The following is a 22,740-nucleotide window of genomic DNA, read 5'->3' on the forward strand; positions in this document are numbered from 1 at the left end:
CGTCTCGACGACGACATCCGTGACATTCGCGGGCTTCCGTTCGACCACGAGCGGGGGAGAGGATGCCCATGCGCGCGCTGTTCATCCAGCACGACCATGTGAGCCCCACCGGCCCGGTTTCCGAGCGATTGCGCGAGCGGGGATTCGACGTCGACGAGGTGCTCATCGTCGATGAACACCATGCCGGCAGCCCGAACGTGCACTTCGAATTCCCGGATGCTTCCGCCTACGACCTGCTCGTGCCGATGGGTGCCCCGTGGGGCGCCTGGGATGACCGGGGCATCGGCCGGTGGCTCGTGCCGGAGATCAGCTGGCTGCGGGGCGCCCTCGACGCCGACATCCCGGTGCTCGGCATCTGCTTCGGTGGCCAGCTGATGTCCCGTGCCCTCGGCGGAGCTGTCGCCACCGCGATGCGGCCGGAGATCGGCTGGACGGTGCTGCACAGCGACGACGACGAGCTCGTGGCATCCGGCCCCTGGTTCGAATTCCACTACGACCGCTGGACGGTGCCGGCCGGCGCGCGCGAGATCGCGCGAACGGCATCGGCCAGCCAGGCCTTCACCTTCGGCAGGAGTCTCGCGGTGCAGTTCCACCCCGAACTGACCGCCGCGAGCCTGGAGGGCTGGCTGAACGCTGGCGGCACCGAGAAAGTGCTCGCTGACGGCCAGGACCCGGATGCCATGCTCGCCCACACCCGTGCGGAAGAGCCGTCGGCCCTCGCCCGCACCGCGACCCTCGTGGACGCCTACCTCGACCGGGTCGCCGGGCTGGATCCGAGCCGCTAACGCAGGGTGTCGAGGATCTCGATCACTCGCGCCGCGTCCGTCGCCGGGTTCACGAACGCCAGCCGAAGAACCGTCTCCCCGTCGAGAGTCGTCGGAACGCAGAGCATCGTGCCCTCGACGGCCGTGGCATGCGACCAGGCCTCGTAGTCGGCGGGTTGCCAGCCGGGACGGTCGAAGACCACAACGGAGAGCTCGGGCTCTCGAACGAGCCGCAGGTGGTCGGATGCCCGGATCGCCGCCGCGACGGCACGCGAGGTCTCCAGGGACGCCTCGATCGCATCCCGGTAGCGGTCGGTGCCGTGGGTGGCGAGGCTGAACCAGAGGGGGAGTCCGCGGGCGCGCCGACTGAGGTGCAGCGCGAGTTCGCTGGGGTTCCAGGACTCGCGGTCCACATGGTCGAGGTAGTTCGCGTGCTGCGAGTGGGTCGCCCGCGCGAGGGCCGGATCCCGGTAGAGCAGGGCGCAGCAGTCGTACGGGGCGAAGAGCCACTTATGCGGGTCGACGATGAAGCTGTCGGCCTGCTCGATGCCGTCGAAGAGCGCGCGCACGCTCGGCGCGGCAAGTCCCGCCCCGCCGTAGGCGCCGTCGACGTGCAGCCAGACCCCGAATTCGTGGGCGACCGCAGCGACCTCGGCGAGGTCGTCCACGAGCCCCTCGTTCGTCGTGCCAGCGGAGGCGACGACGGCGAAGACGTCGGGGGAGTGCTCGAGCACGGTTCTGAGCGCCGCGCCGGTGAGGTGTCCCCTGGCGTCCATCGGCACCTCGACGACCTCCACATCGAGCGCTTTCGCGGCTGAGCGGATGGACGAGTGCGCGTTGGCGGTGCAGGCGAGCTGCCAGCCGCCGGCCGGCCGACCGCCGCGGCGGGACTTCGCGGTCTCGCGCGCGGTCATCAGCGCGGAGAGATTGCCGGAGGTGCCGCCGGAGACGAAGCATCCGCCCGCGCCCTCCGGCCAGCCGAGCAGACCGACGATCCAGGCGAGGGCCTCATTCTCGGCGTAGATCGCTCCCGCTCCGGCCTCCCACAGCCCCCCGAAGATGTTCGCGGCGCTCGTGACGAGATCGAAGGCGATCGCGGCCCGGGTGGGTGCCGCGGCGATGTACGCGAGGTTGAGCGGGTCGTCCTGGGCTCGGGTGGCGGGTTCGAGCACGCGGTCGAAGACCTCGAGCGCGGCATCCGCTCCGATTCCCGTCGCGGTGATCGTCGGGCCGGCCGCCGCCGCGAGTTCGGAGGCCGAACGGGCGGTGGACTGGGGATCGGTCTCCCGCACCAGCCGTCGTGCGGCCCAATCGGTGGCGAGTTTCACCGTCGCGGTCTCGTCCCCCCAGATCGAGTGGTCATCGACAGTCACTTCGCGCTCGCCAGCTCGACTCTCACGGGGAACCGTTTGATGCCGTTGACGAAGTTGCTTCGCAGCTTCGAGACCTCGCCCGTGCGCTGCATGCCGGTGATGCGCGGGAGCAGCTCTTCGTACATCACGCGGATCTCGAGCCGCGCGAGCGCATTGCCGAGGCACATGTGCGGACCGCCGCGACCGAACGACATGTGCTCGTTCGGGTTGCGGGTGACGTCCATGCGGTAGGGATCGTCGAAGACCAGCGGATCCCGGTTGCCGGCGGCGAACCAGGTGACGACCTTGTCACCCTCCGCAATGGCCTGACCGTTGATCTCGGTGTCGCGGGTGGCGGTACGGCGGAAGTGGTAGACGGGGCTCGCCATGCGCAGGAACTCCTCGACGGCCCACGGGATGAGTTCCGGCTTCTCCTGCAGAAGGGCCAGCTGGTCGGGGTTCTGCATCAGGTAGTCCATCGAGTGGGTGATGGTGTGACGGGTGGTCTCGTTTCCGGCGACGACGAGCAGCAGGAAGTAGCTGTTGAAGTCGCGCTCGCTCAGCGGGATGCCGTCCATCGGCGTCTGGTTCACCAGTCGCGACACGAGGTCGGTGCCGTCGCCACCGCGGCGCTGCCTGGCGAGCTCGTTGCCGTAGTCGAAGACCTCCTGGGCGGCGGGCGAGCGGAAGGGCAGCAGCCGGAATTTCTCACTCTCTTCCGAGTGCGCGAGCACGTCGGTGTGCTCCGGATCGGTGTTGCCGACCATGCGGTTGCCCCAGTCGATGAGCTTGTAGATGTCGGCGTCGGGCACGTCGAGCATGCGGGCCAGCACCCGGATGGGGAAGTCGGCGGCGACCTCGGCCACGAAGTCGAACTCGGTCTTCGCGAACGCCGCGTCGAGAGTTGATGCCGTGAGGCCGCGCAGGAAGGTCTCGTAGCCGGCGACCGCCTTCGGGGTGAACTCGCCCTGCATGAGCCGGCGAAGGGAGCGGTGCCGAACGCCATCCGTCTCGAGCATGGACTTGCGCGCCTCGATCTGCTCGTCATCCAGCTCCTCGAGGTTGACGGTGCCGCGTTCGCTCGAGAAGGTCTCGGTGTCGCGGAGCACGCCAACGATGTCGTGATACTTCGTCAGCGACCAGAAGCCGTGGTTCGGGGCATCCTCCTCGTCCCAGTGCACCGGCGAGTTCGCGCGGAGTTCGTCGAAGACCCGCCAGGGGTCACCGGTCTCGAAGAGATCCAGATCGGCCAAGGTGACATTCGTCGTTGAAGTCAACTGAATCCTCGCTATCAGTTCAGGGGATGTTGTTCGGACACGAACAAGTTATACCCGACGATAGGGCATTCTGCCGTCGCGCGACAGGGAGGAGGAGCGCGGCGGACGGTCAATTAGAGTGAGCGGAGTCAGCATCGTCTGTGAGAAGGAGTCCCGATGGCCGGAGCGCACACGCTTGCCGAGACCGAGCGCCAGGTCGACGCCCGCCTCGGTGACCTGCGACTCGACTACTCGGCGATGGCCGTCGCCTCGAACCTGTTCCGCGCGGCCAATGCGGTGCGCAATCACTTCGAACGCACCGTGCTCTCCGAGAACAATCTCTCGTGGACGGCCTTCGTCGTGCTCTGGGTCACCTGGATCTGGGAGCCGATCGAGACCCGCCAGATCGCCCTCGAGGGGGGATTCTCCAAGGCGACCCTCACCGGTGTGCTCTCGACGCTCGAGGGGCGCGGATGGCTCCAGCGCGAGCGGAGCGCGAGTGACGGGCGCCTGGTGGTCGTTCGGCTCACCGCGGACGGTCGCACCCTGATGAACACGCTCTTCCCGGCGTTCAACCTGCAGGAGCAGCACATCGCGACCCCGATCGATCCCTCGCGCCGCGACGAGTTCGCCGAGATGCTCCGTCTCGTGACCGCTCACGTGGAGAAGCCGGAGTAAGAGCCGCCGGGGTGGTTGTAGACCCCTCGCGGATTCGCTATGGTCGTTCATTAGCATCCGAATGACTTAACGAGGAGTCTTTCGACACGGGAGGCGGCTCGATGACCAGCACCGAAAGCGCGACGTCCCACCACATCGAGGTCGCGGGCGTCGCGGTCGACACCCGGCACTACATCGGCGGGGTTCGCGTCGCATCCGCCGAGACCTTCACCAACACGTCTCCGATCGATGGCTCGTTCCTCGGCGAGATCGCGCGAGGCACCGGCTCAGAGGTGCAGCAGGCAGTCCAGGCCGCACGGGAAGCCTTCCCCGGCTGGGCGGCCACCGCACCAACCGCGCGCGCCGCGATCCTGCACCGCATCGCCGACCTGGTCGAGCAGAACGTCGATGCGCTCGCCACCATGGAGACCCTCGACAACGGGGGGCTGCTGCGGAGCAACCTGCGCGGGGTCATGCCGCGGGTGGCCCACAACTTCCGCTTCTTCGCCGACTGGCTGGTCGAAAACCTGAAGCATGACGACTTCGAGACCCGCGGCCACAACAACCACGTGTCCTGGGATCCCTCGGGTGTCGCGGCGATCATCACGCCGTGGAATGCTCCGCTGATGCTCGCCACCTGGCGCATCGCCCCGGCGCTCGCCGCCGGCGACACCGTCGTGCTCAAACCGGCCGAGTGGACTCCGCTCACGGCATCCTTCTTCGCCGACCTCACGAAACAGGCCGGCCTGCCCGACGGTGTCTTCAACGTCGTGCAGGGCTACGGGGCCGAGGCCGGGGCCGCGCTCGTCGCGAATCCCGCCCTCAGCCGCATTTCCTTCACCGGCTCCGTTCCCACGGCCAAGTCGATCGCCCGTGCGGCCGCCGATAACCTCACCCCCTGCAGCTTCGAGCTCGGGGGCAAGAGCCCCTGCATCGTGCTCGCCGACGCCGACATCGAGCTCGCGGCATCCCTCGCGGTGGAACAGTACGACAACGCCGGGCAGGTCTGCCTGTCGGGCACACGGCTGCTCGTGCACGAGAGCATCGCCTCGGAGTTCACCGCCGCCTTCACGCGCAAGGTCGAGTCGCTCGTGCAGGGGGATCCTCGGGATCCGCTCAGCGACATCGGCCCGCAGGTGCACCTCACTCACTTCGAACGCATCACCGGTTTCGTCGACCGCGCGAAGGCGGATGGCGCGACCATCGTGTTCGGTGGCGAGCAGAATTCCGGGCTCGGCGGTCTCTACTTCCGTCCGACCCTCGTGGACGAACCGACACCCGGGAGCGAGATCGTGACGCAGGAGGTCTTCGGACCGGTGCTCACCATGCAGACCTTCTCCACCGACGAGGAGCTGATCGAGCTGGCGAACGGCACCGAGTTCGGTCTCGCGGCGGTGGTCGTCTCCGGCGATCGCAGCCACGCCGAGGCGATCACGACCCGACTCGTCGCGGGCACGATCTGGGTCAATTGCTTCTTCGTGCGTGACCTTCGAGCGCCCTTCGGCGGTTCGAAGAAGTCCGGGGTCGGTCGCGAGGGCGGCACCTGGTCATTCGATTTCTATGCGGACGTGAAGAACACGGTCGTCGCTCCCAACGGTTGGAAGGAATAGCTCATGGGTGAAGTAGTCGGGGTGGGCCTCATCGCCCATGTGCCCACCATCATGCTGCCGAAAAAGACGCGCATGGAGCTCAACGAGGGCAAGGACTCCACCCTGGTCTCGGGCCTCGAGAAGCTGCGGGCGGATGTCTTCGAGACCGCGGACTACGACACGGTCATCGTGCTCGACAGCCACTGGGCCTCGACGGTCGAGTTCCTCGTCACCGCGCAGGAGCGCCGCCACGGGCTGTTCACCTCGGAGGAGCTGCCGCGCGGCATGCACGGAGTGCCGTTCGACTACCGGGGAGACCCGGAACTCGCCGAGCTCATCGCCGCCCAGGATGAGAAGAACGGCACCTGGATCACTCCGATCGACGACCCCGACCTTCCGGTGATGTACGCCACCATCAACCTCTGGAAGTACCTCGGCGAGGGACTTCCCGATAAGAAGTGGATCAGCGTGAGTCTCTGCCAGACCGCGACCGACGAAGACTTCCTGCGTGCCGGTCGCGCCATCGGCGAGGCGATCGCGAAGAGCGACCGTCGCGTGATCCTGCTGGCCTCTGGTGCGCTCTCCCATACCTTCTACAAGCTCCGCGAGCTGCGGAAGCACGAAATGGCCGACCCGAGCCACATCTTCTCCGAGGCCGCCCGCGTGGCCGACTATGAGCGGCTCGACTGGTTCACCGCCGGCGACCACGCGAAGGTGCTCGAGACGATGCCGGCGTTCCACAAGGTGCGCCCCGAGGGCATGTTCGGCCACTGGCTGCTCACCATCGGCGCGATCGGCGAGGAGGCCTGCACGGCTCCCGGCACCCTCTACAGCGAATATGAGAACTCGATCGGCACCGGCCAGGTGCACGTCTGGTTCCCGCGTCCCGAGGGCGGATTCCCCGCGGCGAAGGACCTGGTGCTGTCGCGTGAGTGAATCGTCCACGGGATCGAGCACAGTCGAGACCCGCCGCATCCTGCTCGACGGATTCGCCACCGAGGTGGTGCGTCACGGTGACACCCTCGTGGCCGCGGATGGGCGCGAGGTCGGCGTGGAGGACGCGCAGCATCTGCCGCCAACGGTGCCGTCGAAGATCATCGCGGTGCACCTCAACTACGCGAGCCGCACCGACGAGTTCATGACGAAGCTTCCCGCGGCGCCGACCTACTTCCACAAGCCGGTGACGGCACTCAACAGCCATGGTGGTTCGGTCGTGCGTCCACAGGGGTGCAAGTGGCTCAACTTCGAGGGCGAGATCGTGATCGTGATCGGTCGCACCTGCCGCAACGTCTCCCCGGACGAGGCCGGCGACTACATCGCCGGTTACACGATCGGCAACGACTTCGGCCTCCACGACTTCCGGGACACGGATGCCGGCTCGATGCTGCGGGTGAAGGGCAGCGACACCCTCGCGCCGGTCGGGCCCGGGCTCGTGCGCGGCTGGGACTTCCGCGGCAAGCAGATCCGCACCCTCGTGAACGGTGTCGTCAAGCAGGACGACAACACCGCGAACATGGAGTGGGACATGAACTACCTCGTGGCGGACATCGCGCGCACCATCACCCTGAGTCCCGGTGACCTGCTCTTCTCCGGCACTCCCGCGTTCTCCCGCCCGGTCGAGCCGGGGGATGTCGTGGAGGTGGAGGTGGAGGGCCTCGGCACCCTGCGCAACTTGATCGTCACCGGACCCACGGCCATCCGAACTGACGTCGGAGCCCAGCCCACCGAGAGTGAAGAGGTGGTCTCCACCGCGCTCGGAGGCGATTGGGAGTTCCGGGGCATCCGCACCCCCTCCAAAGACCTGTACCCGTCGACCGTAAAGGAACAATCGTGATCAAGATCGAAGTCGACATGGATCTCTGCCAGCACTACGGGCAGTGTGTGTTCGAGGCGCCGAACCTCTTCAAACTCAACGAGGACGACAAGCTCGAATACCATGCAGAGGCCGATGACTCGGAGATCGAAAACGTCGAGGCCGCCGTCGATGTCTGCCCGATGCAGGCCATCCGAATCGTCGAGTAGAGCCATGCCCGACGCTCTGCCCGTCATCATCGTCGGGGCGTCGATGGGGGGACTCCGCACCGCCGAAGCCCTGCGCCGCGCGGGCTACACCGGCCCCATCACGGTGATCGGTGAGGAGTTGCACGCTCCGTACAACCGTCCGCCACTGTCGAAGGACGTGCTGTCCACCGGTGTCTCTCACGAGGCCGTCGCCTTCCCCGCGCGGGCGGCAACCGCCGATGTGACGTGGATGCTCGGAGCTCGTGCCATCTCGACTGACCTCGAGGCCCACACCGTCACGACGGATGACGGACTCGAGCACCCCTGGCGTGCCCTGGTGATCGCCACCGGACTGCGTGCCCGACGGCTGGACCTTCCCCTGATCACCGGACGGCACTGCGTGCGCACCCTCGACGATGCGATGGCGTTGCGAGACGAACTCGATCCCGGTGCCCGGGTCGTGGTGGTGGGCGCCGGCTTCATCGGCTGTGAGGTCGCGGCGACGGCACGCAAGCTGGGGTGCGAGGTGACGATCGTCGCGCCGGGTGCGGAGCCGCTCATCCGCCCGCTCGGGGCGACGCTCGGCGCCGAGCTCCGCCGACGGCACGAGGAGCACGGGGTGTCATTCCACCTCGGTCGCACCGTGGCCGCGATGCTCGGCGAGTTCCAGTTCGAGGGCCTCCAGCTCGATGACGGCACGATCGTGCCGGGAGACGTGCTGGTCGAGGCGATCGGCTCGGAGTGCAACACGGACTGGCTGGACGCCACCGACCTCGACCTCACCGACGGTGTGCTGGCGGATGCCGCGCTCCGCGCCGTGTCGACGGATGGAACGGTGAGCCGCGACGTATTCGTCGTCGGCGACATCGCGCGCTTTCCCAACCTCCTGTTCGACGGCGTCGCCCGTCGCGTGGAGCACTGGAACATCCCCACCGACACCGGCAAGCGGGCCGGCGCGGTACTCGGCGCATGGCTGGCCGCGGATGGGTCCCTCGACGAGGTCGTGGCCAAGGGGTTCACGCCCATGCCCGCGTTCTGGTCGAACCAGTTCGAGATGAGCCTGCAGGCCTACGGGCTCCCGGGACTCGCCGATGGCGACATCCGCATCCTCGAGGGGGAGCTCTCCGGGGCGGTCGCCGTCGGCTACTACCGGGCGGAGCGACTCGTCGGGGTCGTCGGGCTTGGTCTCAAGGCCGAGCTCTTGCCCTACCGCCAGGAGATCGCGGCCCACGCGGCGAGCTGACCCCACGACTCGCGCAACGATCATCGAGTTGCACTCTTTTGTGGCCTTATTTCCCAGGAGGCCGCAAAAGAGTGCAACTCGCGGCCCGCGACCCCGGCTTTCCGGCGTCGCGGCCTGGGCGAATAGGCTGGCGGCATGAGCGACAGAGGCACACCCGTTGCGATCGCCGTCGCACAATTCGCCCCCGGCGAAGACAAGGCGGCCAATCTCGAGCACCTGCGTGACCTCGCGACGACCGCGGCATCCCGAGGCGCAAAGCTGGTGGTGTTCCCGGAGTACTCCTCGCACTTCTCGCCCGTGCTGGGGCCTCAGTCCCTCGCGGCGGCCGAGACCCTGGACGGTCCGTTCGTCGCCGGGCTCGAGGCCATCGCGAAGGTTCTCGACATCCACATCGTGGCCGGAATGCTCGAATCGTGCGAGGAGGACGACGGCCGCTTCTTCAACACCCTTGTCGCGATCGACCCTCACGGCGCCCTCGTCGCCACCTACCGCAAGATGCACCTGTACGACGCCTTCGGCCAGAGGGAGAGCGACTGGGTCGTGCCCGGTCCGATCGATGAGCCGGAGACCTTCGAGCTCGGCGACCTCCGGGTGGGCTTGCAGACCTGCTACGACATCCGCTTTCCCGAGGTGACCCGGCGACTGGTCGATGCGGGTGCTGACCTCGTCGTGCTTCCGAGCGAGTGGGTGCGTGGACCCCTCAAGGAGCAGCACTGGCGCACACTGGTCACCGCGCGCGCCATCGAGAACACGGTCTATGTCGCCGCGGCCGACCAGGCCCCGCCGGTCGGAGCCGGCAACAGCATGATCGTGGATCCGATGGGCGTCGAACTCGTGACCATCGGCGAGGAGACCGCGGTCGCCGTCGCCTGGATCTCCTCCGCACGCATCGCCGAAGTGAGGACCGTGAACCCCGCACTGGGGCTACGACGATTCGGGATCCACCCCGTCACGACGGATCCTCTTCCTTCCGAGTAGACGGACCAGCGGCGGTCGGGGGACCCCGTGGTCGATCAGCCCCATCGCATGGTCGTCGTCGAAGACCATCCCGACGTCGCGTTTTACACCACGATCGTGCTCGAAAAGCGCGACCGTGCTGCGGTGCCCGTGGAGGCTTAGCGCGAGAGCCGAGCGAGCTGGGCGGATGCGCGCTCGAGCACGTCCACCCTTTTGCAGAACGCGAAGCGCACGAGTGACGCGTAGTCGCTCTTGTGCTCATCCGTCACGAAGGCGCTGATCGGCACGGCGACGACCCCCGCGAGCGTGGGCAGGCTGCGGCACAGGTCGGCGGCATCCGTGAAACCGAGCGGCGCGGCATCCGCAACGACGAAGTAGGATCCCTGGGATTCGCTGACGCTGAAGCCCGCGCGGGTGAGTCCCGCGGAGAGCAGATCCCGTTTGCGCTGGAGCACGCTCGCCACCCCGCGGAAGAACTCCTCGGGCAGGCCGAGTCCGACGGCGATCGCCGGTTGGAACGGCGCCGCGTTCACGTAGGTGAGGAACTGCTTGACGGCGAGCACCGCCTGCAGCAGGTCGTGCGGTCCGGTCATCCAACCTACTTTCCAGCCGGTGGTGCTGAAGGTCTTGCCGGCGCTCGAGATCGTGACGGTGCGATCGCTGGCCCCGGGCAGGGTCGCGATCGGGATATGCGGCTGCCCGAAGGTGAGGTGTTCGTATACCTCGTCGGTCACGATGAGAGCGTCGTGACGATTGGCGAGCTCGACGACCAGTTCGAGGGTCGGGCGGTCCATCATCGCGCCGGTGGGGTTGTGCGGATCATTGATCAGGATGATGCGGGTGCGATCCGTCACGGCGCGCCGCAACTCGTCGTGGTCGGGCTGGAAGTGCGGGGCCCGGAGGGGCACCGTGCGGTGCACGGCCCCACTGAGCGCGATCATGGCGGCATACGAATCGTAGAAGGGCTCGAAGGTGACCACCTCGTCCCCGGGTTCGACGAGAGCGAGGATGGATGCCGCGAGCGCCTCGGTCGCGCCGGCAGTTACGATCACCTCCCGATCGGGGTCGACGCTGAGGCCGTAGAAGCGGTGCTGATGGGCGGAGATCGCCTCTCGAAGCACCGGGAAGCCGAGCCCGGGCGGGTATTGGTTCCACCCGTCGCTGATCGCCTGGCGCGCAGCTTCCAGCACCTCGGGGGAACCATCCTCATCGGGGAATCCCTGGCCGAGGTTGATCGCGCCGGTGCTCATCGCCAGGGCGGACATCTCGGCGAAGATCGTGGGCTTGAGGGCGCCGTCGCCACCGAGCAACATCGCGCCCCGCGCCGCGCTCTGCCATGCTCCGCTGAGTTCCAAGGATCGCCTTCGGGGTCGGGGGTTGGCTTCGATTCCACCGTAGCTCCTCCCCAGCGCGAGGTCGGCACGGGGCGGGCACCGCTTGTGGAAACTTCTGGCGGGGTGCGCCCCCGGTGCCCTACCGTCAGTAGCTATGCGGATCATCCCTCGGATCTTCGTCGCGACCCTCGCCGTGGCCTTGATGCTGAGCGGCTGCGTGCCGACGACTCCGTCCGCCTCACGGACCCCGAAGGCGAGCGGCGCGCCGGTCTTCGCAAGCGAGGCGGAGGCGCTCGCGGCGGCGACGAAGGCGTATGCGGCGTACGTGAAGGTGTCAGACGAGATCTTGGCTGACGGGGGCGCGGGTCCAGAGCGGATCAACGCTGTTGCGACCGGGGATGCTTTGGCGGCGGCGCTCTCTGGCTATCAGGAATTTCGATCAAAGGAATGGCGCTCGGTCGGGCTCTCGAGGTTCGACCACGTCACTCTTCAACGTCTCTCGAACAGTTCAGTTGATGGAACCAACCTGGCGGTGATTTACGTATGTCTAGATGTTTCAAACGTCGATGTCGTCGATAGAAATGGCACCTCGGTCGTTTCACCCCAACGCCCCGCTCGCCAGTCATTTCAAGTGTCAGAGGATTGGGACAAGGTGAAAAGTCGACTCGTTGTTTCATCCAGGGAGCCTTGGACAGACGGTGGAGTATGCGAAAAACCCTGATCTTAGGAGTGATTGCATCGTTCGTCGTTCTGACGGCGTCTTTGTGTGGAGGGGCTTTAACCGCCTCAGCGGGATCCTGCTCGGAGGCCGACGTCTATGTTGGCGGTTGTCCAACATCCAGCGGCACCGTCAACGGCGACGGCGTCGACATCCGCGGCACCATCGACCTACCCGGGTCTGCGGGCGCGGGCGGCAGCGGCGGTCGCGGCGGAAGCTCCGCGACGCCCCCTCCGCCCCCGCCGCCGTTGCGCGACGGCTACGGGGTCACCGTTCCTGTGACGCTGGCCGATCTCATCAACTTCAAGCCGGTCGCAGGGATCGACCACATGGAGCCGAACGGGTGGATGGTGGTCGGGCTCGACACCAACTTCTACGCGACCGTCGACTCCGCTGTGCAGACGGGCCTGTTGCTGACCCTGCCGGCGTCGGTCAGGTTCACTGCCGAGCGGTACCACTGGTCCTACGGAGACGGCACAAGCGCCACGCGTTCCGTGAGAGGGTCCAGCTGGGTGTCATCCGGAGTGGGGGAGTTCGACCGCACGCCGACCAGCCACGTCTACCGCACTGCGGGCACGTACGCGATAGACCTCGCCATCGAATTCAGTGCCGAATACCAGTACGTGGCAGGGCCGTGGATCCCCATCACCGGCACAATCCCTGTCTCGGCGAACCGATTGGTCGCCGCGGCGAGCGATGCGAGCACCGTTCTGGTGGGGCGCGATTGCGCCCAGCGACCGTCCGGACCCGGATGCTGAGGTCGCCGCTCCGGGTGCGGTGAAGCTTCGGCCCGCTCTCAGCGCGTCCATATAGAGTGCACAGGTTGGCGGTGGAGGCTAGCACCGCTTGGAAGGAGCAGACCCCATGACCGACGCACCGCAGGATCCCCACTCCGGCACGGAAAACGGCACCCCAGATGCCACTTCGAATTCCGCCGAGAATTCCGAAACCCGCGAGCAGACCGAGGCCCGACTGAACTCGGCCAGTGCTGCGCCGCAGGATGCTCCTCCGACGGCTCCATACGCGCCTCCAGCATCGCCCACCCAGCCTCTCGATCGTGATTACGCCTGGACCCCCGCGGCTCCCGTCGACACGAAGCGTTCCAACAGGGTCGGCATTGTCGCGGCCCTGGCTGTCGGGGCGCTCGTCGGAGGTGTCTCCGGCGCGGGCGTCGCAGCCTGGGCCGTCTCGTCCAACCAGGGCAACAACTCCTCGAGCGCGGTCTCGAACAGCGCTCCCCAGAACATCACGGTCAACGACACCTCCAGCGTCAACAACATCACCGCTGTCGCCGCAAAGGCCGCGCCGAGCGTCGTCACCATCTCGGTCACGAGCAAGACCGCCGCCGGCACCGGATCGGGAGTCGTCCTCAGCAAGGACGGATACGTGCTCACCAACACGCACGTCGTCACGCTCGACGGCGCGATCTCGAACCCGGCCGTGCAGGTCACCACCTCAGACGGTCACCTCTTCTCCGCAACCGTGGTCGGCACCGACCCAATCGCCGACCTCGCGGTCATCAAGCTGAAGGATCCCACCGGACTCACCCCGGCCGAATTCGGCGACTCGAGCAAACTCAACGTCGGAGAGACCGCGATCGCGATCGGCGCTCCGCTCGGGCTCAACAACACGGTCACCGACGGCATCGTCAGCGCCCTGAACCGCAGCATCTCGATCGCTTCGTCGGCCGCCCCGAGCACGGGAGGCGACCCCAGCACACCCAACTCGGGCAGCCCCTTCGACTTCTGGCAGTTCGACAACGGCCAGGGCCAGGGCGGCTCCCAGAGCCCGTCCACCACTGCCTCCGCGACGATCTCCCTTCCGGTGATCCAGACGGATGCCGCGATCAACCCCGGTAACTCCGGTGGCGCGCTCCTCAACTCGGATGCAAAAGTCATCGGCATCAACGTCGCAATCGCCAGCGCCGGACAGACCAGCGCCTCTTCGCAGTCCGGAAGCATCGGTGTCGGCTTCGCCATTCCCGCGAACCTGGCTCAGCGGGTCGCCAACGAGATCATCAAGAATGGCAAGGCCACCCACGGACTCCTCGGTGCGAGCGTTCAGGACGTCTCCGCCACAAGCACGAGCACCGTGGTCGGCGCGAACATCAAGGAGATCACCAGTGGCGGCGCGGCAGACAAGGCCGGACTGAAGCCGGGTGACATCGTCACCAGCTTCAACGGTGTGCCGATCACCAGCAGCACCGACCTCACCGCCCAGGTCAGGTTCCTCGCGGCCGGCGCCTCGACCTCGCTCAGCTATGTTCGCGGTGGCAACACAGGCACCGTCGACGTGACGCTCGGAACGCTCAAGCAGTAGTGCCCTTCTGAACCATGCGAGACGGATGTCCGCGGCCTGAACTCAGGCGGCAGGCATCCGTTTCGCGTCTGTGGGGCGGGTAGAGGTCGACTGATAGGCTCGATCGACTTGGCCGACCTGACATTGGAACCCATGCCCAACGAGGTGCCCTCCCCGCTCGGAGTGTCCTATGTCATCCCCGTTCTCAACGAGGTCGCCTACATCGAGACCGCGATCCGCACTGTTCTCCAGCAGGACTATTCGGGACCGACGGAGCTCATCCTGGCGCTCGGGCCCTCCTCTGACGGCACGACGGAGCTCATCCAGCGGCTGGCGGAAAAGGATGACCGCATCCATGTCGTCTTCAACCCCGCGACCGACATCCCGGTGGGACTCAACCTCGCCATCCGCGCGAGCAGCCACCCGGTGATCGTGCGAGTTGATGCCCACTCGGAACTGGATCCCAGCTACACCCGCCGCGCGATCGAGACGCTCACCCGCACCGGCGCCGCGAACGTCGGCGGGGTGATGAAGGCTCGCGGCAAGACCCCCTTCCAGTCCGCCGTGGCGCGCGCGTACAACAGCCGCTTCGGGCTCGGCGGTGGCAGCTATCACGGCGGGGTCGAGGAGGGGCCGGCCGAGTCGGCCTACCTCGGAGTGCTGCGCCGCGAGGTGCTCGACGAGGTGAAGCTGTTCGACGAGTCCGTTCGCCGCGGCGAGGACTGGGAACTCAACCTGCGCATCCGCAGCGCCGGGCATTCGGTCTGGTTCGATCCCTCGCTCGAAGTCACCTATTGGCCGCGAGAGAGTTGGCCGAAGCTCGTGCGCCAGTTCGCGGCGACGGGGATCTGGCGGGGGGAGCTGGTGCGCCGCTACCCGGCGCGCAATCCGTGGCGGTTCTTCGCGCCGCCCGTGTTGGTGGCGACCATCGCCCTGAGCATCGTCGCCCTCGCCCTCCAGCTGACCGGGGTGCTCCGCGGCTGGCCGAGCGCCGTGCTGTCCCTGATCTACCTCGGCCCGGCGGCCTATCTCGTGCTGCTCCTGCTGATCTGTTTCTCGCGTGCAGGGGGACCGGGATTCTCGGACCGCTGGAGGTTCTTCCTCGTGCTCCCCACGATGCACCTGAGCTGGGGGGTCGGATTCATCGTCGGGCTCATTCGCGGCGCTCGGGACACCGTCGATACTTCCCGCACCGGCATCTGACTGACCGTCGGCAGCGCCCGTGGCACGCTAGCCGATGATCCCTTCGGCGAGCAGTCGGCGCACCACCCGCTCGGCCGCGTGTCCATCGTCACGCGGGTTGAATCGTTCGCGCCAGGCACTGTACTTCTCGGCGAATCGCCGCTGAACGGCATCCCGGTCGCGCACCAGCGTCACCAACTCCTCGGCCGTGGAGACGACCGGCCCCGGCGCCACCGGGATCAGGTCGAAGTAGAACCCGCGGAGCTTTCGGGCGTAATGCGCCAGATCCGGGGTGAAGAAGAAGACCGGCTTGCCGGTGACGGTGAAATCGAACATCACCGAGGAGTAGTCCGTTATCAGCGCGTCGGCCACGAGAAACAGCTCCGAGACATCCGGGTAGCCGGTCACGTCCAGCACGTTCGGCGCGTGCACGTCCTCGCCGGGCAACAGGGTGCGGGAGTGTCCGCGGATGAGCGTCACATAGTCATCGCCGAGCATTTCCGCGAAGTGGGCCACATCGAGATGGTCGACGTGATCCGGCCGATCGTCACGCCAGGTCGGGGCGTAGAGCAGCACCGTGACGCCCGCATGGATGCCCAGCCGGGCTCGGATGCGGTCGCGGTCTCCGGTCAGGAGCACGTCGTCACGGGGGTAGCCCTCCTCCCAGACCCGCCCGGTGAACGCATACGCCCGGCGGAATACACCGCGGCTGTAGGGATTCTGGGCAAGCAGGATGTCCCAGCGGGCCCGTTCCCGCAGGGTCGCGATCGCCGGCCGCAGACCGAGCCGCACGCGGCTGAGAGCGAGCTTCTTCAGCATGGTGCCGTGCCAGGTCTGCAGCACGGTCTGGTGACGCCGAGACCGATAGCGCTTGCGCAGCCAGTCGTTGACCACGAGCAGGCGGGCGGATCCCCGGATGCGCCACCACTCGGCACTTCCCTCGAGCAGCGCGACCGCACCGTCCGGCACCGACACCGAGGCATCCGAGACGCTCCAGTAGCGCTCGACCTCCGGGCGCAGCTGCGCGAGTGCGCGGTCGATGGCGAGCGGATTGCAGGAGGCGTTCTGTCCGTAGAAGCTCTCGAAGAAGACCGCGTTCAGTGGCTCGTATTCGGTGGCCCGGTAGTCGGACTCGAGCGATGCCTGCTGCAGTCGACCGCGTTCCCGGTCGGACAGCGGAGACGAGAGGGTGATCGCCAGCGACGCCTCCGGCGCGGCGAACGTTACCCGGGTGATGGCGGGCAGCAGTTGCGATGCGGGCAGTTCCGCCGGCAGGATCACGGGCATCCGGGATCCGTCGTCGGCCGAGGCGATCACCGCGTAACGACCGGAGCGAGCCGGCATCAGCGGGCCGTTCCAGGTGGAAACGAGCAGCGGCACCCGCGCTGACCAGCGGGAGCCGAGCGAGATGAGTTGCGCCGGAAGCACCTGGCGGGAGGCCCGGAGCCGAAAACCGGCGGGGGCGAGGCCCGGCCCCTCGAACACGATCGCCGGCAGCTGGCCAGTGGTGACGACCACGGTGTCGATGACGAGCGAAGGCGCCGTCGAGCGCAGGGTCATGGGTGCGCCTTCAGGCGACGCACGAGCTCGGAGTACACCCTCTCAGTATTGCGCCCGTCGCGGAAGGCGAAGTGCCGTGACGCCAGCGCGGCTGAATGTGCCCGCACGATCTCCGCCCAGTCGGCATCCGAATCGAAGCGGGACAGCTGGTCGAGGATGCCGCTCCAGCTGCGCACCTCGCGCCCGCCGCTGAACTCACGGTAAGGCTCATAGAGGCCACGCGAGCCGGTGTAGTTCTCCTCATCCGGGGCGATGAAGAGGATCGGGCCGCCGGTGAGGGAGTAGTCGAAGGCCACCGACGAATAGTCCGTGATGAGCAGTTCGATCGCGTCGAGGACGGGGGTGAGATCGGATTGTCGGGCGGACGACAGCAGCTGGATGTTCGGCGAACCGGCGATTCCCGCCGCGTAGTCCCCGACACCGTTCGGATGTGGGCGCACGAGCAGCATCGCCCCCGCATCGCGAAGCCAGGCGTCGATGCGCGCCCACTCCTCGTCGGTCGGCACCGCCGGATCCGCCTCTCCGTCGCGCCACGTCGGCGCATAGAGTACAAGGCGGGAGTCCCCGGGGTCGGTGTCGAGAGCGGCCGTGAGCACCTGCCGCGCGAGGCTCGCTCGCTCGAGCGCCGTGCCGTGGGACAGCACGTCGTCCCGGGGATCGCCGGTGACGATGACCCGCTCGGCCGGCAACGCGAACGCCGTGCGCAAGCGATGGGCGACCAGCTCCGACGCGGCGGGCATCAGGGCGATGCTGCGGTAGCCGCGGCGATAAAAACGACGCAGCAGCCCGCGCACCTGGGCGGAGACCACCGGCACGGAGATGCGGGTGGTGGCGGCGGAGTCCAGCTGGATGAGCTTGAGCGGGATGCCGTGCCAGAGCTGCACGACGACCGCGCCGCGCTGCCCGAATCGATTCACATCGCCGAATCCGTGGGTCACCACGACCACCCGCGCGCGCAGGGTGAGCCAAAAACCGCGGCGCGACAGCTTCAGCACCGCGGGGATGCCGAGGGCCCGCGCGGCGGCGAGGTCCTGCTCGTCGCGAGCGAGCCAGGTCAGCCGGAGTGCGGCATCCGCCCGACTCGCAAAGCGGAAGAGGGCGAGGGATCCCTCCCCGACTCCCGAGCCGCACCCGAACACCCAGAGGTCGTCGACCCGCGCCACGAATACACTCGCGAGAGCGCCGAGGGCATAGAGCGGGAGGGCGGCGAGCTTCTTCGCATTCCCCGACGCAAAGCTGAACCCGGGCACGGGGGGAGCCTAGCAGCCGAGCCATTCGCGCGTCTTCGCCGCACCTCGGATGATCGCCATGGGAGGGAGCTCTCACCGGAGGCTGGTTTAATCGAGAGGTGCCCCTCCTCAAGGACGTCAAGACGGCCGCGCGGATCGTGCGGAATCTCGTCAGCTCCCGCCGCAGCCGAGTCGAGCTGGCGCGACGGCAACCCAGCCTTCCGAAGCCGAAGCCCCACAGCATCCAGATCGCGGTGTATTTCGGGGACAGCGCGGTGAACCTCTACCAGATCCGCCAGTGGTACGGCCCGCTGGCGGAGTTGGCGAAGACCATTCCGGTGGCGATCATCTCCCGGTCGCCGGGAGCGGCGCTCAGCCTGTTCGATGAATCCCCGGTTCCGGTCGTCTGCCTGAGGTCGGTGTCCGAGCTGGAGGCGTTCGTCGCCGAGCAGGATCTCCGCCTCGTCTTCTATGTGAACCAGAACTCCAGGAACTTCCAGATGTTCCGGTACGGGCGCATGTTGCACGTCTTCATCAACCACGGTGAGAGCGACAAGATGTACATGACGACCAACCAGTTCAAGGCCTACGACTACAGTTTCGTGGCGGGGGAGGCGGCGCGGGATCGGCTCCGGCACCGGCTGTGGGACTTCGATCTCGACCACCGCACCCTCATGATCGGGCGCCCCCAGGCTGATCACTTCGCCGGCTCTCTTCCCTACACGCCGGATGATCGCACCGTCGTGTTGTACGCCCCGACCTGGGAGGGCGACCGCGATTCGGCCGCGTACGGCTCGGTCGCCTCCCACGGCGAGGCCCTGGTCGGCGCTCTCCTCGCCACCGGAACGCACCGCGTGCTCTATCGACCGCATCCTCGCACCGGGGTGATCGATCCCGAGTCCAAGCGGGCGAATGAGGCGATCATCGCCTCGATCGCAGCGGCGAACGGCAGGGATTCGTCGGCACAGCACGTCTACGACGACGGGCCGGACCTCGGCTGGCAGCTTGCGGTTGCTGATGTCGCGATCACCGACATCTCCGCGATGGTCTACGACCGCCTCGCGACCGGTAAGCCGCTCATCGTCACCCGACCGGTTTCGGCGCACGCGGAGATCGACGAATCGGGCTATCTCGGGGCGGCCGAATGGTTGTCACCGTCGGAGTCCAGCGAGATCGTCTCCATCGTCGATCGCGTGCAACACGACGTGGAAGCACGACACCGCCTGGAATTCTGGGTGGAGCGCCACTTCGGTGACACCACACCGGGGGAGGCGACACGGCGTTTCCACGCCGCGATCGACCGGATGTTCGCGATCTGGGAGCGCGAAGCCTCCGCTCATGCCGACGATCTGCGCTCACGTGAGGCCGACCCGTTCCAGACCGACTCCGACGAAGCGGACTGATCACCCCCGGGCACCGCCCTTACGGTCACGCCATTAGGGTTTCGATGGCCGCAGGGCTTTCGGTGGACGCGGCGTCTTCGGCGTCTTGGAGTCCGCCGTGCCGCTTCCGAAGCGGGGAAGGTTGATCCTGGCTCGCCGGGTGAGCACGATCGGGCTGCGCACGATCGGCTCCAGGACGACGGGGAACTGCGGCGGCGGAGGCCCGAAGGCATCGCGTGAGCTGGACACCACCTTGCGCCCCAGCATGTGGTTGCCTGTGCCCCCGATCACGGCACCGATGCCGAAGGGGATGGCGCGACCGACCACGCTCGCACTCTGGGTGGCGACGAAGCGCTTGAGGAACGATTTCTTGATGCGATCGCCGATCTGTCCCATCGCCGCCTGCGGCAGGCTCTTGGTGACGAGTTCGCCCCAGAACCGTCCGCGCGTCGGGCCGACGCCGGCGGCCTGTCCGGCGAGTTGCTTGACGAGATCGGAGCCGGCGGTGCCGAGCATCATCGTCATGACGAGGGTGCGCGCACGCTCGGGATCCTCCACCGCGATTCCGTGCACCTCGGTCACCGACTGGGCGAAGAGGGCGCTGGACTCGAGGAATCCGGCGGTCTCGACGCCGGAGAGGGCCAGTGAGATGCCGACGCCGACGCCGGGGATCACCGAACTCGCGCCCACGGCGGCTCCTCCGGCGGTGACGGCGGCGAGGTAGCGGGTCTCGAGGATCCTGATGACCTGGGCCGGCGAGGCGTCCGGATTTCGACGACGGATGCTGCGGATGTGCAGCAACACCACGGGACGTTGCACCGACAGCAGCCGCTCCACGCCCTTCTCCACCTGCGGGGAGGTCTTTCGCGGGAGCTTACCGGGCACCACGCTCACGGCTTCACGCCGTACTCGGCGTTGTACCGGTCGAGCACCTCCGAGATGGGCGCGTCGAGAACGAGCGCCCCCTTGTCGAGGTAGAGGCCGCGGGTGCAGAAACGTCGGAGATCTTTTTCATTGTGGGACACGAAAAACAATGTACGCCCACCCTCCAAGAGCTCTTCGATTCGGCGGTAACACTTCTCGCGGAAGGCTTTGTCGCCCACCGCGAGCACCTCGTCCACGAGGATGATCGGTTCCTCGAGACGCGAGATCACGGCGAACGCGATGCGCACCTTCATGCCGCTGGAGAGGTGTTTGTAGGGGGTGTCGAGAAAGTCGCCGATCTCGGAGAAGGCGATGATCTCGTCGAACCGCTCGTCGATCTCCGACCTCTTCATGCCGTGCAGCCCTGCGGTGAGGTAGACATTGTCACGCACGGTGAGGTCGTCGACGAAACCACCGGTGATCTCGATCAGCGGAGCGACTCCGGCGCCCACCCGCACACTGCCCTCGTCGGCGAACACGACCTCCGCGACCAGTTTGAGCAGCGTCGACTTGCCTTGGCCATTGCGCCCGACGACCCCGATTGCTTCGCCCGGTGCGACGGTGAACGACACGTTGCGCAGCGGCCAGAACTCGTCGGGTCTGCTGCGGCGTTTCGAACCGGCGAAGAGATCCTTGAAGCTGCGGCGAGACCGCCGGTTGCGCTTGAACCGGATTCCGGCATCCGTCACCTCGATGACCGGCGTGATTGCCGTCGGCACAGTGGTCATCAGATCTCCTTCAGCACGGTCTTGATGGTGCGCCGGAAGACCAGCAGGCCGATGCCGAGGATCACGAGAGTGAGAACGGCGCTCGTCGCCACATCGAGCCAGTTCAACTCGCGGGGAAAGAATGCGGCGCGGTAGATCGAGAAGATGCCGGACAGCGGGTTCAGCGCCATGTACGGCTGCAACCAGTGGGGCACGAGTTCGAGTCCGTAGACGATGGGGGAGGCGTAGAACAGGAATCGCAAGCCCAGTTTGACCGCACGCTCGAAATCACGGAAGAAGACGACGAGGGGCGCGACGATCAACCCCACGCCGAGGGCGAGCGCCGCTTCGAGGATCACCGCGATCGGCACGAGGGCGACCTCCCAGTGCAGCTTCGCCGGATCGGGAGTGGCGAAGGTGATGAACACGAAAATGGCGATGACGGGGATGCTGACGAGAAACTCGATGCCCTTCGAGAGCACGATCCTCGACACCCAGATCGTGCGGGGGATCTTGGTCGATCGAATCAGCTTCGCTTCCCTGGTGAAGGCGCGTGTCGCGTCGGAGATCACTCCGTTGAACCAGGTCCACGGCAGGAGTGCCGTGAGGAGGAAGATGATGTACGGCTCCTCGCCGACCTTGCCGCGATGGAAGATCTGCGTGAAGACCACCCAGTAGATCGCGGCCATGACCAGCGGATCGAGGATCGACCAGAAGTAGCCGAGGAACGACGTGGAGTAGCGCACCTTGAGGTCGCGCGTGGTCAGCAGCCACAGGGAATGCCTGTAGCGCGCGAACTCCGAACGCTCGGGGCGTGCTTCGAGAACTGCACTCACGCGTTACGGGTCCTTAGAGTCACGCACTCCGCTTGACGTACGCGGAGGCGTGAACTCAGACGAAGAGGTTCGCCCGCTCGAGGTCTTCCGCGAAGTCAACCTCTACGGCGTAGAGGTCGGAGATGTCTACCGGCTCAAATCGTAGCTTGTCCTGCTCGATTGCCAGCTCAATACCGCGTTCGAAGTAGTCCTGGTCGTCGACGCGGCCGAGCTGGCGGATGAGCGCAGCCTTGTCGCCACGAGCGACGTAGTTGATCCCCACGGCCTCGCCGAGACCGCCCTTTACGGTCTTCGACAGCTGGTTGATGTACCCCTCGGCATCCACCGTGTACTTGACCTCTTCGTCAGAGACCTTCTCGGTGTTCACGGAGACGAAGGACTGGTCGGCGTCGACCATCTTCTTAGCGCGCACGAGAGCCTCGGGGTCGAAGACGACGTCGCCGTTCATCCAGAGAACGCCACCCTGGCCAGAGGCGCGCAGTGCGCGCATCAGGCTCTTGGAGGTGTTGGTCTGGTCATACTGCTCGTTGTAGACGAAGGACGCGGCGGGGAAGGCCTCGATGATGTGCTCGAGCTTGTAGCCGACGACGATCGTCACCTTGGCGCTGGTGCCGAAGGCCTGCTTGATGTTGTCGAACTGCTGCTGCATGATAGTGCGGCCGTCACTGAGCTCGGTGAGGGGCTTCGGCAGGGAGCGTCCAAGACGGCTGCCCATGCCGGCGGCCAGAATTACGATCTGTGTGCTCACGAT

General features: G+C 66.8%; 22 protein-coding genes. 13 read left to right on the forward strand and 9 right to left on the reverse strand.

All coding sequences use genetic code 11. The features are described from left to right. The first annotated feature begins 68 nt into the window (after positions 1–68). The gene (locus ABIB54_RS14265) at positions 69–785 is read left to right on the forward strand and encodes a type 1 glutamine amidotransferase (RefSeq protein ID WP_354576186.1); all 717 of its coding nucleotides are present in this window, start codon (positions 69–71) and stop codon (positions 783–785) included. On the opposite strand, the gene ABIB54_RS14270 is transcribed toward ABIB54_RS14265, so the two are convergent. Continuing rightward, positions 782–2,137 (reverse strand): pyridoxal phosphate-dependent decarboxylase family protein, encoded by a 1,356-nt coding sequence (locus tag ABIB54_RS14270; RefSeq protein ID WP_354576187.1) that lies wholly within the window; start codon positions 2,135–2,137, stop codon positions 782–784. The two genes, ABIB54_RS14265 and ABIB54_RS14270, sit on opposite strands and share 4 nt — an antisense overlap. Then, positions 2,134–3,393 (reverse strand): cytochrome P450, encoded by a 1,260-nt coding sequence (locus tag ABIB54_RS14275; protein ID WP_354576188.1) that lies wholly within the window; start codon positions 3,391–3,393, stop codon positions 2,134–2,136. Before ABIB54_RS14275 ends, ABIB54_RS14270 begins: the two co-directional genes overlap by 4 nt. Positions 3,394–3,549: 156 nt before the next feature. On the opposite strand from ABIB54_RS14275, the gene ABIB54_RS14280 reads away from it, so the two are divergent. The 7 genes from ABIB54_RS14280 (at position 3,550) to ABIB54_RS14310 (ending at position 9,840) form a co-directional block, all read left to right on the forward strand. Next, positions 3,550–4,050, forward strand: a complete 501-nt coding sequence (locus ABIB54_RS14280) for a MarR family winged helix-turn-helix transcriptional regulator (protein WP_354576189.1) — start codon at positions 3,550–3,552, stop codon at positions 4,048–4,050. Positions 4,051–4,151: 101 nt separating this feature from the next. Beyond that, the gene (locus ABIB54_RS14285; protein ID WP_354576190.1) at positions 4,152–5,639 is read left to right on the forward strand and encodes an aldehyde dehydrogenase; all 1,488 of its coding nucleotides are present in this window, start codon (positions 4,152–4,154) and stop codon (positions 5,637–5,639) included. Positions 5,640–5,642: 3 nt separating this feature from the next. Then, positions 5,643–6,554: a DODA-type extradiol aromatic ring-opening family dioxygenase gene (locus ABIB54_RS14290; protein ID WP_354576191.1), complete on the forward strand. Its 912-nt coding sequence runs from the start codon at positions 5,643–5,645 to the stop codon at positions 6,552–6,554. Then, a complete protein-coding gene (locus tag ABIB54_RS14295) occupies positions 6,547–7,452 on the forward strand; it encodes a fumarylacetoacetate hydrolase family protein (RefSeq protein ID WP_354576192.1) in 906 nt (301 codons plus the stop codon). Before ABIB54_RS14290 ends, ABIB54_RS14295 begins: the two co-directional genes overlap by 8 nt. Beyond that, a complete protein-coding gene (locus ABIB54_RS14300; protein WP_354576193.1) occupies positions 7,449–7,640 on the forward strand; it encodes a ferredoxin in 192 nt (63 codons plus the stop codon). The genes ABIB54_RS14295 and ABIB54_RS14300 overlap by 4 nt, the downstream gene beginning before the upstream one ends. Positions 7,641–7,644: 4 nt before the next feature. Then, positions 7,645–8,862, forward strand: coding sequence for an NAD(P)/FAD-dependent oxidoreductase (locus ABIB54_RS14305; protein WP_354576194.1), 1,218 nt, complete (start codon positions 7,645–7,647; stop codon positions 8,860–8,862). 135 nt (positions 8,863–8,997) lie between these two features. Next, a complete protein-coding gene (locus tag ABIB54_RS14310) occupies positions 8,998–9,840 on the forward strand; it encodes a carbon-nitrogen hydrolase family protein (protein WP_354576195.1) in 843 nt (280 codons plus the stop codon). Positions 9,841–9,977: 137 nt separating this feature from the next. Here ABIB54_RS14310 and ABIB54_RS14315 read toward each other — a convergent pair whose 3' ends face one another. Beyond that, on the reverse strand, positions 9,978–11,132 hold the full coding sequence (locus ABIB54_RS14315; RefSeq protein WP_502917135.1) for an aminotransferase class I/II-fold pyridoxal phosphate-dependent enzyme: 1,155 nt from the start codon (positions 11,130–11,132) through the stop codon (positions 9,978–9,980). A gap of 175 nt (positions 11,133–11,307) precedes the next feature. Between ABIB54_RS14315 and ABIB54_RS14320 the strand changes: the two genes are divergently transcribed. From ABIB54_RS14320 to ABIB54_RS14335, 4 genes are all read left to right on the forward strand, one after another. Beyond that, the gene (locus ABIB54_RS14320) at positions 11,308–11,874 is read left to right on the forward strand and encodes a hypothetical protein (protein WP_354576197.1); all 567 of its coding nucleotides are present in this window, start codon (positions 11,308–11,310) and stop codon (positions 11,872–11,874) included. An 8-nt stretch (positions 11,875–11,882) separates the two neighbouring features. Next, positions 11,883–12,629: a hypothetical protein gene (locus ABIB54_RS14325; protein ID WP_354576198.1), complete on the forward strand. Its 747-nt coding sequence runs from the start codon at positions 11,883–11,885 to the stop codon at positions 12,627–12,629. A 106-nt stretch (positions 12,630–12,735) separates the two neighbouring features. Beyond that, positions 12,736–14,190 carry a S1C family serine protease gene (locus tag ABIB54_RS14330; protein WP_354576199.1) on the forward strand — a complete coding sequence of 485 codons (1,455 nt, stop codon included), beginning with the start codon at positions 12,736–12,738 and terminating at the stop codon, positions 14,188–14,190. Between the two features lie 132 nt (positions 14,191–14,322). Beyond that, positions 14,323–15,372 (forward strand): glycosyltransferase family 2 protein, encoded by a 1,050-nt coding sequence (locus ABIB54_RS14335; RefSeq protein ID WP_354576200.1) that lies wholly within the window; start codon positions 14,323–14,325, stop codon positions 15,370–15,372. 27 nt (positions 15,373–15,399) lie between these two features. Here the strand turns inward: ABIB54_RS14335 and ABIB54_RS14340 are convergent, their stop codons facing one another. Beyond that, entirely contained in the window at positions 15,400–16,911 is a 1,512-nt protein-coding gene (locus ABIB54_RS14340) for a CDP-glycerol glycerophosphotransferase family protein (protein ID WP_354576201.1), read from the reverse strand. After that, entirely contained in the window at positions 16,908–18,161 is a 1,254-nt protein-coding gene (locus ABIB54_RS14345; protein WP_354576202.1) for a CDP-glycerol glycerophosphotransferase family protein, read from the reverse strand. Before ABIB54_RS14345 ends, ABIB54_RS14340 begins: the two co-directional genes overlap by 4 nt. A 98-nt stretch (positions 18,162–18,259) precedes the next feature. On the opposite strand from ABIB54_RS14345, the gene ABIB54_RS14350 reads away from it, so the two are divergent. Then, positions 18,260–19,543: a CDP-glycerol glycerophosphotransferase family protein gene (locus ABIB54_RS14350; protein ID WP_354576203.1), complete on the forward strand. Its 1,284-nt coding sequence runs from the start codon at positions 18,260–18,262 to the stop codon at positions 19,541–19,543. A gap of 33 nt (positions 19,544–19,576) precedes the next feature. On the opposite strand, the gene ABIB54_RS14355 is transcribed toward ABIB54_RS14350, so the two are convergent. The 4 genes from ABIB54_RS14355 to ABIB54_RS14370 are packed head-to-tail and all read right to left on the reverse strand — an operon-like array spanning position 19,577 to position 22,737. After that, positions 19,577–20,416, reverse strand: coding sequence for a hypothetical protein (locus tag ABIB54_RS14355; RefSeq protein WP_354576204.1), 840 nt, complete (start codon positions 20,414–20,416; stop codon positions 19,577–19,579). Continuing rightward, positions 20,413–21,174 (reverse strand): ABC transporter ATP-binding protein, encoded by a 762-nt coding sequence (locus tag ABIB54_RS14360; protein WP_354576205.1) that lies wholly within the window; start codon positions 21,172–21,174, stop codon positions 20,413–20,415. The genes ABIB54_RS14355 and ABIB54_RS14360 overlap by 4 nt, the downstream gene beginning before the upstream one ends. Beyond that, positions 21,174–21,989, reverse strand: a complete 816-nt coding sequence (locus tag ABIB54_RS14365) for an ABC transporter permease (RefSeq protein ID WP_354576206.1) — start codon at positions 21,987–21,989, stop codon at positions 21,174–21,176. The genes ABIB54_RS14360 and ABIB54_RS14365 overlap by 1 nt, the downstream gene beginning before the upstream one ends. 55 nt (positions 21,990–22,044) lie before the next feature. After that, positions 22,045–22,737, reverse strand: coding sequence for a phosphocholine cytidylyltransferase family protein (locus tag ABIB54_RS14370; protein ID WP_185202987.1), 693 nt, complete (start codon positions 22,735–22,737; stop codon positions 22,045–22,047). Positions 22,738–22,740: the final 3 nt, after the last annotated feature.

The organism is Frigoribacterium sp. UYMn621, assembly GCF_040549525.1.
In the GTDB taxonomy this organism is placed as follows: Bacteria; Actinomycetota; Actinomycetes; order Actinomycetales; family Microbacteriaceae; genus Lacisediminihabitans.

Excerpts from the sequence above, each read along its gene's own strand:
- ABIB54_RS14265 (WP_354576186.1), top strand. The coding sequence starts at position 69 with ATGCGCGCGCTGTTCATCCAGCACGACCATGTGAGCCCCACCGGCCCG.
- ABIB54_RS14280 (WP_354576189.1), top strand. The coding sequence starts at position 3,550 with ATGGCCGGAGCGCACACGCTTGCCGAGACCGAGCGCCAGGTCGACGCC.
- ABIB54_RS14285 (WP_354576190.1), top strand. The coding sequence starts at position 4,152 with ATGACCAGCACCGAAAGCGCGACGTCCCACCACATCGAGGTCGCGGGC.
- ABIB54_RS14290 (WP_354576191.1), top strand. The coding sequence starts at position 5,643 with ATGGGTGAAGTAGTCGGGGTGGGCCTCATCGCCCATGTGCCCACCATC.
- ABIB54_RS14305 (WP_354576194.1), top strand. The coding sequence starts at position 7,645 with ATGCCCGACGCTCTGCCCGTCATCATCGTCGGGGCGTCGATGGGGGGA.
- ABIB54_RS14310 (WP_354576195.1), top strand. The coding sequence starts at position 8,998 with ATGAGCGACAGAGGCACACCCGTTGCGATCGCCGTCGCACAATTCGCC.
- ABIB54_RS14315 (WP_502917135.1), bottom strand. The coding sequence starts at position 11,132 with ATGTTGCTCGGTGGCGACGGCGCCCTCAAGCCCACGATCTTCGCCGAG.
- ABIB54_RS14320 (WP_354576197.1), top strand. The coding sequence starts at position 11,308 with ATGCGGATCATCCCTCGGATCTTCGTCGCGACCCTCGCCGTGGCCTTG.
- ABIB54_RS14330 (WP_354576199.1), top strand. The coding sequence starts at position 12,736 with ATGACCGACGCACCGCAGGATCCCCACTCCGGCACGGAAAACGGCACC.
- ABIB54_RS14335 (WP_354576200.1), top strand. The coding sequence starts at position 14,323 with ATGCCCAACGAGGTGCCCTCCCCGCTCGGAGTGTCCTATGTCATCCCC.
- ABIB54_RS14340 (WP_354576201.1), bottom strand. The coding sequence starts at position 16,911 with ATGACCCTGCGCTCGACGGCGCCTTCGCTCGTCATCGACACCGTGGTC.
- ABIB54_RS14360 (WP_354576205.1), bottom strand. The coding sequence starts at position 21,174 with ATGACCACTGTGCCGACGGCAATCACGCCGGTCATCGAGGTGACGGAT.